At 70.0% G+C, this 14,341-nt stretch carries 13 protein-coding genes; 8 read left to right on the forward strand and 5 right to left on the reverse strand.

Annotated features, from left to right (window positions below):
• Window positions 1-75 precede the first annotated feature (75 nt).
• Window positions 76-1,212 carry a sugar ABC transporter substrate-binding protein gene (locus tag ACFYXF_RS21855; RefSeq protein ID WP_389351443.1) on the reverse strand — a complete coding sequence of 379 codons (1,137 nt, stop codon included), beginning with the start codon at window positions 1,210-1,212 and terminating at the stop codon, window positions 76-78.
• A 612-nt stretch (window positions 1,213-1,824) separates the two neighbouring features.
• A complete protein-coding gene (gene phoU / locus ACFYXF_RS21860; RefSeq protein WP_389351445.1) occupies window positions 1,825-2,514 on the reverse strand; it encodes a phosphate signaling complex protein PhoU in 690 nt (229 codons plus the stop codon).
• Window positions 2,515-2,716: 202 nt separating this feature from the next.
• Here phoU and ACFYXF_RS21865 point away from each other — a divergent pair, with 202 nt between their 5' ends.
• Together ACFYXF_RS21865 and ACFYXF_RS21870 are read left to right on the forward strand one after the other, a co-directional pair.
• Window positions 2,717-4,042 carry a sensor histidine kinase gene (locus ACFYXF_RS21865; protein ID WP_389351447.1) on the forward strand — a complete coding sequence of 442 codons (1,326 nt, stop codon included), beginning with the start codon at window positions 2,717-2,719 and terminating at the stop codon, window positions 4,040-4,042.
• Window positions 4,039-4,719 (forward strand): response regulator transcription factor, encoded by a 681-nt coding sequence (locus tag ACFYXF_RS21870; RefSeq protein WP_235477186.1) that lies wholly within the window; start codon window positions 4,039-4,041, stop codon window positions 4,717-4,719. Before ACFYXF_RS21865 ends, ACFYXF_RS21870 begins: the two co-directional genes overlap by 4 nt.
• 107 nt (window positions 4,720-4,826) lie before the next feature.
• Here the strand turns inward: ACFYXF_RS21870 and ACFYXF_RS21875 are convergent, their stop codons facing one another.
• Window positions 4,827-5,492: a DUF461 domain-containing protein gene (locus ACFYXF_RS21875; RefSeq protein ID WP_389351449.1), complete on the reverse strand. Its 666-nt coding sequence runs from the start codon at window positions 5,490-5,492 to the stop codon at window positions 4,827-4,829.
• 579 nt (window positions 5,493-6,071) lie between these two features.
• Between ACFYXF_RS21875 and ACFYXF_RS21880 the strand changes: the two genes are divergently transcribed.
• From ACFYXF_RS21880 to ACFYXF_RS21905, 6 genes are all read left to right on the forward strand, one after another.
• On the forward strand, window positions 6,072-6,554 hold the full coding sequence (locus ACFYXF_RS21880; protein ID WP_003953493.1) for a CarD family transcriptional regulator: 483 nt from the start codon (window positions 6,072-6,074) through the stop codon (window positions 6,552-6,554).
• Window positions 6,555-6,904: 350 nt separating this feature from the next.
• A complete protein-coding gene (ispD, locus tag ACFYXF_RS21885) occupies window positions 6,905-7,657 on the forward strand; it encodes a 2-C-methyl-D-erythritol 4-phosphate cytidylyltransferase (protein WP_389351451.1) in 753 nt (250 codons plus the stop codon).
• Window positions 7,647-8,162 carry a 2-C-methyl-D-erythritol 2,4-cyclodiphosphate synthase gene (gene ispF / locus ACFYXF_RS21890; protein ID WP_389351453.1) on the forward strand — a complete coding sequence of 172 codons (516 nt, stop codon included), beginning with the start codon at window positions 7,647-7,649 and terminating at the stop codon, window positions 8,160-8,162. The genes ispD and ispF overlap by 11 nt, the downstream gene beginning before the upstream one ends.
• A gap of 388 nt (window positions 8,163-8,550) precedes the next feature.
• On the forward strand, window positions 8,551-9,954 hold the full coding sequence (gene cysS, locus ACFYXF_RS21895; RefSeq protein ID WP_389351455.1) for a cysteine--tRNA ligase: 1,404 nt from the start codon (window positions 8,551-8,553) through the stop codon (window positions 9,952-9,954).
• Between the two features lie 120 nt (window positions 9,955-10,074).
• On the forward strand, window positions 10,075-11,016 hold the full coding sequence (gene rlmB, locus ACFYXF_RS21900; RefSeq protein WP_389351457.1) for a 23S rRNA (guanosine(2251)-2'-O)-methyltransferase RlmB: 942 nt from the start codon (window positions 10,075-10,077) through the stop codon (window positions 11,014-11,016).
• A 117-nt stretch (window positions 11,017-11,133) separates the two neighbouring features.
• Window positions 11,134-12,831 (forward strand): DoxX family membrane protein, encoded by a 1,698-nt coding sequence (locus ACFYXF_RS21905; RefSeq protein WP_389351459.1) that lies wholly within the window; start codon window positions 11,134-11,136, stop codon window positions 12,829-12,831.
• Window positions 12,832-12,921: 90 nt separating this feature from the next.
• Here the strand turns inward: ACFYXF_RS21905 and ACFYXF_RS21910 are convergent, their stop codons facing one another.
• Both ACFYXF_RS21910 and ACFYXF_RS21915 read right to left on the reverse strand, forming a co-directional pair.
• On the reverse strand, window positions 12,922-13,653 hold the full coding sequence (locus tag ACFYXF_RS21910) for an NDP-sugar synthase (RefSeq protein ID WP_389351461.1): 732 nt from the start codon (window positions 13,651-13,653) through the stop codon (window positions 12,922-12,924).
• 199 nt (window positions 13,654-13,852) lie between these two features.
• Window positions 13,853-14,302 (reverse strand): hypothetical protein, encoded by a 450-nt coding sequence (locus tag ACFYXF_RS21915; RefSeq protein ID WP_389351462.1) that lies wholly within the window; start codon window positions 14,300-14,302, stop codon window positions 13,853-13,855.
• Between the last annotated feature and the right edge of the window lie 39 nt (window positions 14,303-14,341).

Consider the following 14,341-nt stretch of genomic DNA (forward strand, 5'->3'; position numbering starts at 1 on the left):
ACCGCCTGCCTTCCATCCTCTGCCCGTACGACCGCCCTGGCGACCCCATCCGGCCCCTCGGAGAGACCCCGCCCACTACTTGAGGCCGATCCGCTCGCAGTCCGCCTCGTAGTCCGGGGTGCAGATGTCCTGGACGGTGTAGATGCCGTCCTGGATCACCGTGTCCTTGATGTTGTCCTGGGTGAGGGCCACCACCGGGACCAGCATCGACGGGATCTGCTTCTGCGTCGGGCTGTCGACGCTGTCGCGGGTCAGCGCGTCGAACTCGATCGAGCGGCCCTGGACCTTGGCCACCGCCATGGACGCGGCGTTGTTGGCCTCCAGGATGAACGACTTGTAGACGCTCATGTACTGCTCGCCCGAGACGATCCGCTGCACCGCCTCCAGGCTCGCGTCCTGCCCGGTCACCGGCGGGATCTCGCTGGCGCCCGCCTCCTTCATCGCGTCGATGGCCGCGCCGGCCATGTCGTCGTTCGCCGAGTAGACCGCCTTGATATTGCTCAGCCCGACGGTCCTGATCGCGGTCTCCATGTTGGCCTTGGCGACCTCGGGCAGCCAGTCCTTGGTGTTGTACGTCGCGGCGATCTGGACCTTGCCCTGGAGCTCGTTCATCGCGCCGGTCTCGAACCGGGCCGTGTTCGGGTCCGTGAGCGAGCCGTTGATCATGACGATCTTGCTGGTCGCGGCCTTGGTGCCGAGGGCCTCGACGAGCGACCGGCCCTGCACCTCGCCGACGAGCTCGTTGTCGTGGGAGACGTACGCGTCGATCGGGCCCTCCGCGAGCCGGTCGTACGCGATGACCGGTATCTCCGCGTCCTTGGCCTTCTCGATGGCCGGCGCGATGGTCTTGGCGTCGATCGCGTCCACCACGAGGACGTCGACCTTCTCGGCGATCATCTCTTCGAGCTGCTGGTTCTGCTTGGTCCTGCTCGCCTCGGCGTTGGCGTAGAGGACCTTGCCCTTGCCGTTGGTGAGGGCGGTGACCTGCTTCTTGAAGAGCGGGTAGTCGAACTTCTCGAAACGCGTCGTCTTCTTGTCGGGCAGAAGGAGCCCCACAGTGATGTCGTCGCCCTTCTTGGGCGCCGCGGAGCCGCTGCTTCCACTGGCGCTGTCGATGACGCCGCACGCGGCGAGCGAGAGGGCCGAGGCGGCAGCCGTCACCGCTATCGCGGTACGACGTGCGGCGATCCGACGGGGGGTACGAGCGTTCACGGGAGGTGCCTTCCAGGCGGGGAAGCATGACGAACCCAGATACAGATACGGAAGCCAACGCCGGGACAGCACGTAACGTCAAGAAGCACTGGTTAACGAGATGGCAACAGGGTGCCTGTTGTGCATGTACAGAGCCAGAGCGTCAACTGGTGTGAAGTGTATGCCCGTTCGGCGACGACCGGGGCCGCCGTCCCCAGGTCCGGAACAGGGCGAACGGCACCACCGCGCACAAAAGAACCCCGCTCTCTCCACATCGGGAGGGAGCGGGGTCCTTTGTGACTGACGCCGAAGTGACCGACGTCGAGGTGACTGCCGCCGAAGTGACCGGCGCCGAGCGTCAACCGCACTGGCAAGGGGCGCCCGACTGGCATCCGCACCCACAGCCGGAGCCGCAGCCGCAGGCGCCGAACAGAGGCAGATGCTTGATCTCGGCGGGATGCTGCGTCTCGCGCTCCTGCGTCGGGTCGGGCGTGCTGGGGGTCTCGGCCATGGGGCCCTCCTGGAGGGTGGTCCTGGAGATCCGGATCCGCTGGATCCTGGGGATCTGGTGCCTTCTCCCCATTGCATGCCCGTTCCGCCAGGCGCGTCAACGGCGCACAGGTGTACGGAGGTTCAGGCCCCCTCGACACCCGTGGGCGGTTGCACGTCCGGCTGCAGCTCGTCCGCGTGCTCGCCCGTCACCAGGAACACCACACGCTTGGCGACCGACACCGCGTGGTCCGCGTAGCGCTCGTAGTAGCGGCCGAGCAGCGTGACGTCGACCGCCGTCTCGATGCCGTGCTTCCAGCGGTCGTCGATCAGGTGCTGGAAGAGGGTGCGGTGCAGACGGTCCATCTCGTCGTCGTCCGTCTCCAGCTGCAGCGCCAGATCGACGTCCTTGGTGATGATGACCTCGGCCGCCTTCGCCATCAGGCGCTGCGCGAGCTGGCCCATCTCCAGGATCGTGGCGTGCAGGTCGCGAGGGACCGCGCGCTCCGGGAAACGCAGCCGGGCCAGCTTGGCGACGTGCTGGGCGAGGTCGCCCGAACGCTCCAGGTCGGCGCTCATCCGCAGCGACGTGACGACGATCCGCAGGTCGGTGGCGACCGGCTGCTGGCGGGCCAGCAGCGCTATCGCGCGGCCCTCCAGGTCGTGCTGCAGCTCGTCGACCCTGGCGTCGGCCTCGATCACGCTCTCGGCCAGCTTCAGGTCGGCGTCAAGGATCGCCGTCGTCGCGCGCCCGATCGCCGACCCGACGAGACGGGCCATCTCGACCAGACTGTCGCCGATCGAGTCAAGTTCTTCGTGGTACGCGTCACGCATCAGGTGTCCCTCTCTTGACGTCCATTCGGGGGCAGCACCAGGCCCCGTGACCCCCACGCTCCCACGTTCGGGCAGGCACGCGTCGTTTTCCGCCCCGACAAATGAACCAATACTGGCTCCAAGGTGAACTCTGGGCGACGAGTGTTCGAGGTCGCACACTGATGGCTGTGGCCATGTCGTACCCCATGCCTAACCTGGACGCATGGACGTGAACGCGGCGGTCGCCGCAGCGGCAGCGATCGCCGGTGTGCTCACCGGCGTCATCGCCATGCTGGCGTTCCGCTGGAGCGAGCGCGACCAGAAGCGCCCCACCCGCACCTCGCTGCACACGGACCCCGTGCTGCCGCCCGGTGTGGACACGGTGCTGTCCGTGCTCCGCTCCTCGGCCGTCGTACTGGACGAGGCGGACTCGGTCGTCAAGGCAAGCTCGGCGGCGTACGCCCTCGGGCTGGTCCGTGGCGGAAAACTGTCGGTGGACCCGATGCTCAAGATGGCCAGGGACACCCGCCGGGACGGTGAGATACGCCAGGTCGAGCTGGACCTCCCCCGGCGCGGCACCGGCCGCGGCGAGGCCCTCGCGGTCTCCGCCCGCGTCGCGCCCCTGGGCTCCCGGCTCGTCCTGCTCCTCGTCGAGGACCTCACCGAGGCCCGCCGCATCGAGGCCGTACGCCGCGACTTCGTCGCGAACGTCAGCCACGAACTGAAGACACCCACCGGCGCGCTCTCCCTCCTCTCCGAGGCCGTCATGGGCGCCTCGGACGACCCCGAGGCCGTCGAGCGCTTCGCCGGCCGAATGCAGATCGAGGCGACCCGTCTCACCAGCCTTGTCCAGGAACTCATCGACCTCTCCCGGGTGCAGAACGACGACCCGCTGGAGGACGCCGAACCGGTCCGCGTCGACGAACTCGTCGCCGAGGCCGTCGACCGCTGCCGCCACCAGGCCGGCACCAAGCACATCACCATGGCCGCCGGCGGTACCGCCGACCTGCGCGTCTGGGGCAACCGCGGCCAGCTCGCCGCCGCCCTCGGCAACCTCGTCGAGAACGCCGTCAACTACTCACCCTCCGCCACCCGCGTCGGGATAGCGGCCCGCCGGGTGAGCGCGACGGGCGGCGACCTCATCGAGGTCGCCGTCACCGACCAGGGCATCGGCATCTCCGACAAGGACAAGGAGCGCATCTTCGAGCGCTTCTACCGCGTCGACCCGGCCCGCTCCCGAGCCACCGGCGGTACGGGCCTCGGCCTGGCGATCGTCAAGCACGTGGCCGCCTCGCACGGCGGAGAGGTCACCGTGTGGAGCTCCGAAGGCCAGGGCTCCACGTTCACCCTGCGCCTCCCGGAAGCGGGCGCCGCCCGCCGCGCCCGTGCGAACCGGGTACATCTGTACGACCATGACTCGCACCCCGAGTCACTCCCAGACTCCGACCCCGAAGCCGGGGACGGACCGTCCGACCCCGGCGAAGAGGCCGACCGGACCACCGGCACATCCCCTTACGATCCGCTTCACGCCCCGGAGGTCCTTCCGTGACCCGAGTGCTCGTCGTCGAGGACGAGGAATCCTTCTCCGACGCCCTTTCGTACATGCTTCGCAAAGAGGGCTTCGAGGTCGCCATCGCGGCCACCGGGCCCGACGGACTCGACGAGTTCGAGCGCAACGGCGCCGACCTCGTCCTGCTCGACCTGATGCTGCCCGGCCTGCCCGGCACCGAGGTCTGCCGCCAGCTGCGCGGCAAGTCCAACGTCCCGGTGATCATGGTCACCGCCAAGGACAGCGAGATCGACAAGGTCGTCGGCCTGGAAATAGGAGCCGATGACTACGTCACCAAGCCCTTCTCCTCCCGCGAACTGGTCGCCCGTATCCGGGCCGTCCTGCGCCGCCGCGGCGAGCCCGAGGAGGTCACCCCGGCCGCGCTGGAGGCCGGTCCTGTCCGCATGGACGTGGACCGCCACGTGGTCACGGTCTCCGGCGCCAAGGTCGACCTCCCGCTCAAGGAGTTCGACCTGCTGGAGATGCTCCTGCGCAACGCGGGCCGCGTACTGACCCGTATGCAGCTCATCGACCGGGTCTGGGGCGCCGACTACGTCGGCGACACCAAGACCCTCGACGTCCACGTCAAGCGCCTCCGCGCCAAGATCGAACCGGACCCGGGCGCGCCCAGGTACCTGGTGACGGTGCGGGGCCTGGGGTACAAGTTCGAGCCGTAAACCGGCCCGTACAGAGCTTTACGGCCCGGTACGCGCAGGGTGCGCGCCGGTACGCCGAAGGGCGGGACCTCCCCGAGGAGGCCCCGCCCTTCGGCGTGTACGAGGGTTCAGCCGCCGGTGGCAGCCGTGTCCGTCTCCGAGGCCGACGTGCTCGGGGTCGCCCCCGCCGCGGGCGTCTCGGCGGCCCCGGTCGGGGTACCGGACGCCTCCGGCTCCGCGGAGGTGGTCGGCGCGGGACTGGTCTCGACGGGGGCCGCCGGGACCTCGGTCGGGCCCCACGAGGAGAAGAAGCTCTCCGCCGGGACGACGAACGCGCGCAGGCTCACGTCACCGGTCTTGCTGAAGGCGAAGGTGATCTTCTGCGCGTTGCCGTCCTGCACCGCCTCACGGCTGCTGGGCAGCACGGCGGACGCGTTGTTCGCGCCGCCGATGACGAGCGAACCGCCGGCCGGGATGCTCAGGCTCCCGCCCTTCGCGGCCGTCAGCTCGGCGGTCTTGCCGGTGCCCGGGACGGTGATCGACTCCAGCGTCTGGGCCGTCGTACCGCTGTTGAACACCGTCGCGGAGACGGCGGCCGGGCCGGTCGACTCCAGCTCCGGCTGGGTGATGATCACGACGTTCTGCAGCTTGATGTCACCGACGGAGGTGGCCGCGTTGTCCGGCTTGATCTCCAGCGTCTGGGCGTTGTTTCCGGCTGCGCACCCGGCGAGCGTGGCGACCGAGAACGCGAGGGCGGATGCGGCGAGGGCGCCGCGTCGAAGGCTGCTGCTCACGGCGGCGGCAACTCCTTGGAACGCACGGGCAGCTCCTTGTAAAGCCACCCTAAGTGTCTGTCAGCGGCCTTAGGTTACCGAGCCGTTCCCACGCCACCGCACCCGACCCGCCTCTAACGACGGGCGGGGGTGGTTCCCCGGGAGTGCGGGGCTGTCCGCAAGAGCCACTTCGACATTCACATTTACTGTGAAGGGAATGAAGGGATCGGAAATTGATCACCCGTAGATCACCTGGAGATCACCCGGAGATCGCCAAGCGGTGATCAATTCCGGATTCGTCGCACAGCCGACTCCGCTCACCGAACGGAGTAGCGTAAGTCGCACACTTGGAAGCGGACATAAGTGGATGTTTGGTTGCCCGGCGGGGTCCCCAGGTGTGTGTAACGTCCGGGTTTCACTTCGTTCGGAGAGCCGCTCCGACCTGCGAATACCCCCTCCCCCTTCGCCTCCGGGGCCCTTCCGAAGCACGTTCCTGTTGCTGTTGTCAAGCCCCGAGATATGCCCTGACCTGCGAAAACGCCATTCAGAAGCTGCCGTTTCCGTGTTACCCTGGATAGCCACGGAAGGGGTACCTGTCACATGACGTTCAAGGTTGGCGACACCGTGGTCTATCCCCATCACGGGGCCGCGCTGATCGAGGCCATCGAAACTCGCCAGATCAAAGGCGTGGACAAGACCTACTTGGTGCTGAAGGTCGCCCAGGGTGACCTGACTGTACGTGTACCGGCGGACAATGCGGAGTTCGTCGGCGTGCGTGACGTGGTCGGTCAGGACGGGCTGGACCGGGTCTTCGAGGTGCTGCGCGCTCCGTACGCCGAGGAGCCCACGAACTGGTCACGTCGCTACAAGGCGAATCTGGAGAAGCTCGCCTCCGGTGATGTCATCAAGGTCGCGGAAGTCGTGCGTGACCTGTGGCGTCGTGAGCGGGAGCGCGGACTGTCCGCCGGTGAGAAGCGCATGCTCGCCAAGGCTCGCCAGATCCTGGTGAGTGAGCTCGCGCTCGCGGAGAACACGAACGAGGACAAGGCCGAAGCCCTGCTCGACGAGGTGCTCGCGTCCTGACTCCGGCTGACTGAACGCAGGCCCTGAAAAACCCGCCCACTCGGTTTGGCTCGGTTTAGCAGCACAGTCAGCTCAAGCAGCACAGTGAAAATGCCGCGGTGCCCGATGACGTATCCAATGTCGCCGGGCGCTGCGGCATGTTCGTGCCCGGATGTGAATTCTCCAGCACCGACTGAAGCAGCTCCGACTCAGGCAGTCAGTAGTACTGAAGTGCTGAAGTACTGATATTGGTGTGCCGGGCCCGGAGCCTGCTCGACCGGATGTCACGGAAGGGTCCGATCGAGGCTCGCGCCCGGCACTCCTCCAGGCCATACCCACGAGGGCTCGGCACACAAACCTGACAGGAACCGATGTCTGACGAATCGCGCCCCACACCGCCCGGGGCACGTACGGCCGCCGTGATTCCGGCCGCCGGCCGGGGCGTACGCCTCGGTCCGGGCGCCCCCAAGGCGCTTCGCGCGCTGAACGGCACGCCCATGCTCATCCACGCGGTGCGCGCGATGGCCGCGTCCCGTGCCGTCTCCCTGGTCGTCGTCGTGGCCCCGCCGGACGGCGCCGCCGAGGTGAAGACCCTCCTCGACGCCCACGCGCTCCCCGACCGCACGGACTTCCTGGTCGTCCCCGGCGGCGAGTCCCGGCAGGAGTCGGTGAAGCTCGGCCTGGACGCGCTGCCGCCCGGCATCGACATCGTCCTCGTCCACGACGCCGCCCGCCCGCTCGTCCCGGTGGACACCGTCGACGCGGTCATCGAGGCCGTACGGGAGGGCGCGCAGGCCGTCGTCCCCGCGCTGCCGCTCGCCGACACCGTCAAGGAGGTCGAGCCGGCCACGACGCCCGGCGAACCGGAGCCCGTGCTGGCGACGCCGGAACGGGCGCGGCTGCGCGCGGTCCAGACCCCGCAGGGCTTCGCGCTCGACACCCTGGTCCGGGCCCACGAGACGGTGACCGAGAACGTCACCGACGACGCGAGCATGGTCGAACAGCTGGGCCTGCGGGTCGTGGTCGTGCCCGGCCACGAGGAGGCGTTCAAGGTGACGCGGCCGCTGGACCTGGTGCTGGCGGAAGCGGTACTGGCCCGGAGGAGGCTCAACGATGGCTTCTGAATACTCGTCGTATTCCTCCGGGGGGCCGGTGCTGCCCCAGGTCGGCATCGGTACCGACATTCACGCTTTCGAGGAGGGCCGGGAACTGTGGTGCGCCGGCCTCAAGTGGGAGGGCGAGGGGACGGGCCTCGCGGGCCACTCCGACGCGGACGTCGTCGCCCACGCGGCGTGCAACGCGCTGTTCTCGGCGGCGGGGCTCGGTGACCTGGGTCAGCACTTCGGCACCGGGCGCCCGGAGTGGTCCGGGGCGTCCGGGGTCACGCTGCTGACGGAGGCGGCACGGATCGTACGGGCGGCCGGGTTCACGATCGGCAATGTCGCGGTGCAGGTGGTGGGGCCGCGGCCGAAGATCGGGAAGCGGCGGGAGGAAGCGCAGAAGGTGCTGTCGGAGGCGGTGGGGGCGCCGGTGTCGGTGTCCGGCGCGACAACGGACGGCCTCGGCTTCCCGGGCCGCGACGAGGGCCTGATGGCGGTGGCGACAGCACTGGTGGCCCGCCTGGGCTGAGCCCTGGTTTCCTCGCCCCCGCCGCCCCTACCCGTCCCATCCTTCTGGGGGCTGCCGCCCCCAGACCCCCGCTTCGGCCTGAACGGCCTCGTCCTCAAACGCCGGACGGGCTGAGTGGGGGTGCGGGCGGGCGTTCGAGGGCAACCGCGTTCAGCCCGCCCCATTTTCCCCGCCCACCCGCCCCCGCCGCACTTCAGCACCGGCCGGGGGTTGATCTTTCAGCCCGTCCGGCGTTTGAGGACGAGCGCGTTCAGCGCGATAGGGGGGTCTGGGGGCGCAGCCCCCAGGGATGGGTATGGGTAGGGGCGGCGGGGGCGAATGTCACGAATACGTGGCCCTTGTGGGTAAGGGTCGCCGGGCACTCGGTGTGGGCCACTACCCTTGTCTCGTGACCATTCGCCTGTACGACACCAGCGCCCGGCAGATCCGTGACTTCGCCCCGCTCACGCCGGGTTGTGTCTCGATCTACCTCTGTGGCGCCACCGTGCAGGCCGCCCCGCACATCGGCCATATCCGGTCGGGGCTCAACTTCGACATCCTGCGCCGATGGTTCACGTACCGCGGATACGACGTCACCTTCATCCGCAACGTCACCGACATCGACGACAAGATCATCAGGAAGGCCGAGGAGCAAGGCCGCCCCTGGTGGTCCATCGGCTTCGAGAACGAGCGCGCCTTCAACGACGGGTACAGCGCCCTCGGCTGCCTCCCCCCGACCTACGAACCGCGTGCCACCGGGCACGTGACCGAGATGGTCGAGATGATGCGCGGCCTCATCGAGCGCGGACACGCGTACGAGGCCGACGGCAACGTCTACTTCGACGTGCGCTCCTTCCCCGGGTACCTGCAGCTGTCCAACCAGGAACTCGACAACCTGCTCCAGCCCTCGGGGGAGGGCGAGACCGGCAAGCGCGACCCGCGTGACTTCGCCATGTGGAAGTCCGCCAAGCCCGGTGAGCCGACGTGGGAGACGCCCTGGGGGCGGGGCCGGCCCGGCTGGCACCTGGAGTGCTCCGCCATGGCCCACAAGTACCTGGGCTCCGCCTTCGACATCCACGGCGGCGGCCTCGACCTGATCTTCCCCCACCACGAGAACGAGATCGCCCAGGCCAAGGCCTTCGGCGACGACTTCGCCGCGTACTGGGTGCACAACGCCTGGGTCACCATGAGCGGCGAGAAGATGTCGAAGTCCCTCGGCAACTCCGTCCTCGTCAGCGAGATGGTCAAGACCTGGCGGCCCATCGTCCTGCGCTACTACCTCGGCACCCCGCACTACCGCTCGATGATCGAGTACAGCGAGGAGGCCCTGCGCGAGGCCGAGTCCGCGTTCGCCCGGATCGAGGGCTTCGTACAGCGCGTCGTCGAGAAGGCCGGGGGCGTCGTCGAGCCCGCCGCCGAGGTGCCGCCCGCCTTCGCCGAGGCCATGGACGACGACCTGGGCGTGCCGCAGGCCCTCGCCGTCGTGCACACCACCGTCCGGCAGGGCAACAGCGCCCTCGCCGCCGACGACAAGGAAGCCGCCGTGGCCCGCCTCGCCGAGGTGCGCGCCATGCTCGGCGTCCTCGGCCTCGACCCCCTCGACCCGCACTGGGCCGGGGACGGCGCCGACCGGGGCGAGGATCTGCACGGGGTCGTCGACAGCCTCGTACGACTGGTCCTCGATCAGCGCGAGGCGGCCCGCGGGCGCAAGGACTGGGGCACCGCCGACGCCATCCGCGACCAGCTCAACCAGTCGGGGCTCGTCATCGAGGACGGTCCGCAGGGCCCGCGCTGGACCCTCGGTCCGCGCTGAGCATTTCCCCGCAAATTCCCCACAAACCCGTACATCTCCTTGATCGATTGTGCCGCCCGGGCCCCCGGGCGGCACACTCATAGACGTACACACGCACGCCTTCACACAGACAGGTAGGTCATGGCCGCTAACAACCGCCGCATGTCCGGCAAGAAGGGCGCGCAGGTCGGCAGTGGCGGCCAGCGGCGCCGGGGGCTCGAAGGCAAGGGGCCGACGCCGCCCGCCGAGATGCGCAAGGGCCACAAGAAGAACCGTATTGCCGGTGCCAAGGCCAAGCAGATCCAGCGGCGGCCCGCACCCAAGGGACGCGGCGGGAAGGCCTCCTCCGAACTCGTCGTCGGGCGCAACTCGGTCGTCGAGGCGCTCCGCGAGGGCGTGCCCGCCTCGATGCTGTACGTCCAGCAGTTCATCGACAACGACGAGCGCGTGCGTGAGGCGCTTCAGCTGGCCGGTGAGCGCGGCGGTATTCACCTGATGGAAGCTCCTCGGCCCGAGCTGGACCGCATGACCAACGGGCTCAACCACCAGGGGCTCGTCCTCCAGGTCCCGCCGTACGAGTACGCGCACCCCGAGGACCTCGCCAACGCCGCCTACGACAACGGCGTCGACCCCCTCATCGTCGTACTCGACGGCGTCACCGACCCGCGCAACCTCGGCGCCGTCGTCCGCTCCGTCTCCGCCTTCGGCGGCCACGGCGTCGTCGTGCCCGAGCGGCGCGCCGCCGGCATGACCGCCGGCGCCTGGAAGACCTCCGCCGGCGCCGCCGCCCGTACGCCCGTCGCCCGCGCCACCAATCTGACGCGCACCCTGGAGGCGTACCAGAAGGCCGGGATCGTCGTCGTCGGCCTCGCCGCCGACGGGGACGCCGAGATCGGCGACCTGCCCGCGCTCGGCGGGCCCGTCGTCATCGTCGTCGGCAGCGAGGGCAAGGGACTGTCCCGACTGGTCGGGGAGACCTGCGACCACCTCGTCCGCATCCCGATGCCCGGCGGCACCGAGTCCCTCAACGCCGGTGTCGCGGCCGGGATCGTGCTCTACGAAGCGGCCCGCCGACGCGCCTGAACACGCGTGCGCAGCGTCACCCGTACGGGCGGATCCGGCCGGGTGACGTGACCTTGACGCGGTCCGGACACATCCGCCAAGTCAAAGCAGTGTCCTAACCACACGTCACTCGGTTAGATGAGTGTGGACACCAGAACACCGTCGGGATACGACGACGCTCCCGCGCTGAGCATGGTGAAAGTGCCGAGCGATCCGGCGCAGGTCATCGTCAACCATGCGAGCTTCCGCGTGCAGTTGGGGGCCTCGACGCGGCGGGCCGCACCGTCGTCCCGTGTCGCCCGGCACCTCAGCGCCTCCGAGGACACGGCTCGCATCCCCGTCGTCGGCGCCGGCGGCGCCACGCCCGGCCGCCGCCGCGCGGTCGTCTGGAGCGGGAAGTCCGCACCCGACGACACCGGCGCGCACCGGCTGCTCCAGGCCGTACGGGGCTCCAGCGTGCGCCACGGCGAACAGCCGCCGGCCGTCGACGCCGGAGCGACGCAGGTCATCCCCCGCATCGGCGACGACGACCTCGACTACGCCGGCAGCACCCTCGACCAGACCGTCGAGACGCCCATCGTCGGCAGCCAGCGCACCCACAGCCCCGACTCCGGCCGCCTGCTCCCCAACATGCGCACCGTCGGCAGCGCGTACGACGAGCCCGCGTACGGCCAACCCGGCTACGGGGACGGCGAGTTCGCCGACGACGGCTACGACGACTACGAGCGGGACGCCGACGGACGGCGCACCGGCGCCAAGCGCCACGCCAACGACCCCGTCCGGCACGCCTATTACCCCGGCCGCCGGATGAACCTCGGCGTCGTCCTGCTCCCGCTGCGCATCTTCCTCGGCTTCATCTCCATCTACGCGGGCATGGGCAAGCTCTGCGACCCCGTCTACTTCGACGGCGGCAAACGCGGCTCCATGATGAAGTGGCTCAACACCCTGCACCCCTGGGAAGTCGCCGAGCCACTACGGCAGTTCGCGCTCCAGCACCCCGTCGGCTCCGGCCTCGTCATCGCCTTCCTCCAGGTCATCGTGGGCGTCCTCACGGTCCTGGGCCTGTGGCAGCGGGTCGCCGCGGTCGGCGGCGCCCTGCTCTCCGCCGCGCTGCTGGTCACCGTCAGCTGGAAGAGCGTCCCCGTCTACGACGCCCCCGACATCATCTACCTGGCCGCCTGGTCGCCGCTGATCATCGCCGGCGCCCCCGTCTACTCCATCGACGGCCGCCTCGCGGGCAGCGCCTGGCGACGCCTCGGACCCCGTACGGACATCTGGGAGCTGCGCAGTTACGTCCTGCGGCGCGGCGCCCTCGTCACGGCCGTCGTCATCGGGCTCACGCTCCTCGTCGGCTCGCTGCTCGGCGGCGCCGTCCGCGACGCCGACCGGGTGGTCGTACCCGGCCCCGGCGAGGCCCCGCGCAACGAACTCCCCGGCTCACCGCTCCCCGAGGAGTCCGGCGAACGGCAGGCCTCGAAGAGCCCCTCGGCGGCCACCAAGCCCCCGACCCAGGACGCCACTTCGGCGACTCCCACAACAGGCGAGGCCGCGACCACTCCCGAGGAGGCCCGCGAGAGCGGCAGCGTCACCGGCAGCCGGCCCAGCCAGACCCAGGGCAGCGATGGCGGCGGCCAGGCCCCGCCTCAGCAGACCACCCCGGTCCAGGAGGCGCCCAGCACCAGCGCGGGACCGTCCTCGTCGGGCGGCTCCACGGGCACGCCGGGCGGCACGAGTGGCGGCTCCACGGGCGGCAGCAGCACTGGCGGCAGCGGCGACGGCAGCACCGGGGGCTCCTCCACGGGGCAGCCGGGGCTGGTGGGTGGACTGCTCGGCTAGCCGCGGTAGTTGTACGTCAATGGGGTCCCGCACTGTCACAGTGCGGGACCCCATTGACGTACGGGAAAAGAGCCTTGGCGAACCGGCGGCTCAACGGCCCAGCGCCGCCAGCTCCTTCGCGGCCTCCGTGAGGTCCTTCGCGGTGTCGATGGCGCGCCAGTAGGCGCCGTGCGGGATCGGGAAGCCGGCCAGGCGGTGTTCGCGGGCCAGGTGGGGGAACGTGGTGCGTTCGTGGTCGCCGCGCTCCGGGAGCAGGGCGGCGAACTCGGAGGAGAAGACGTACACGCCCGCGTTGATCTCGAAGGTCGACGGAGGGGACTCGATGAAGTCCGTGATGTGACCGAAGCCGTCCGTCTGGACGGCGCCCCAGGGCAGCCGGGGACGGGCCAGCGCGAGGGTCGCGACGGCGTCCCGCTCGGCGTGGAAGTCGGCCATGTCGCGCAGCGAGAAGCGGGTCCAGATGTCGCCGTTGGTGGCGTACCAGGGCTGGTCCGGGGCGGGGAGGTGCGCGGCGGCGTACTTGAGGCCGCCGCCACGGCCGAGGGGCTCGGTCTCGACGACCGTCGTGACGCTCAGCGGCAGGTCGGTGGTCTCCAGCCACTTCTGGAGGACCTCGGCGAGGTGACCGCAGCTGACGACGACGTCCGTCACGCCCTCCTCGGCCAGCCAGACGAGCTGATGGCCGATGATCGGCGTCCCCGTGCCGGGGATCTCGACCATCGGCTTGGGCCGGTCGTCGGTGTACGGGCGGAGCCTGGAGCCCTGGCCTCCGGCGAGGACCACGGCTTGAGTGGGGCGCGTGGTGGCGTGGGGAGCGGTCATGCCACGAACTGTACGGGGCGCTCCGCGGGGGCTGCGGGTCCGGTGGGGGCTGGGCGCGCAGTTCCCCGCGCCCCTGGGAGGCTGCCCCTGCGGGGCGCCTTCCAGGGGGCGTGTGACCCCGCAGCTGGGCGGGCGCGCAGCCGCCCCCTAGGGGCGCGGGGAGCTGCGCGACCAGCCCCCACCGGACCCGCGGTGACTGCTAGCTGTGTGCTGCTGCCACTCCCGTCGCGAAGGACGTGTCGCAGACCGGGCGGGAGTACGACTGGGCGCGCGACGGGCCGTACACGCGGACGGCGGCGCGGCCGAGGGCGCGGGCGATCGACGTGCAGTGCTTCGCCAGGGACGGGTGGCCGTTCACCGCCTGCTGGAGGTGGGTGAGGGCGGTGCCGGGGTCCTTGTCCTGGAGTTCCAGGAGCAGTTGGTCGCGCAGGACGTCCTGGGGGGCGGGGGCAGCGGCGGCTCGGGCGGCCAGATCCTCGGAGGACGCCGTGAGCACCGAGTCCGAGGGATTCCCCGACCAGTTGACTCGGGTGACCGCGAGGGTCCCGGACAGCACCAGGACGACGGGCAGGACAAGGGCGAGGCTACGGCCGATCCGGCGGGCTGGGCCACGGCCACGTCGCGTCAGTTGGTTAGTGGAGTGCTTCACGCGAGTGAGGGTAGCGCTCGGTGCTGATTTGGCGACATT

The organism is Streptomyces sp. NPDC002680 (assembly GCF_042889145.1).
GTDB classification, from domain to species: Bacteria; Actinomycetota; Actinomycetes; order Streptomycetales; family Streptomycetaceae; genus Streptomyces; species Streptomyces adonidis.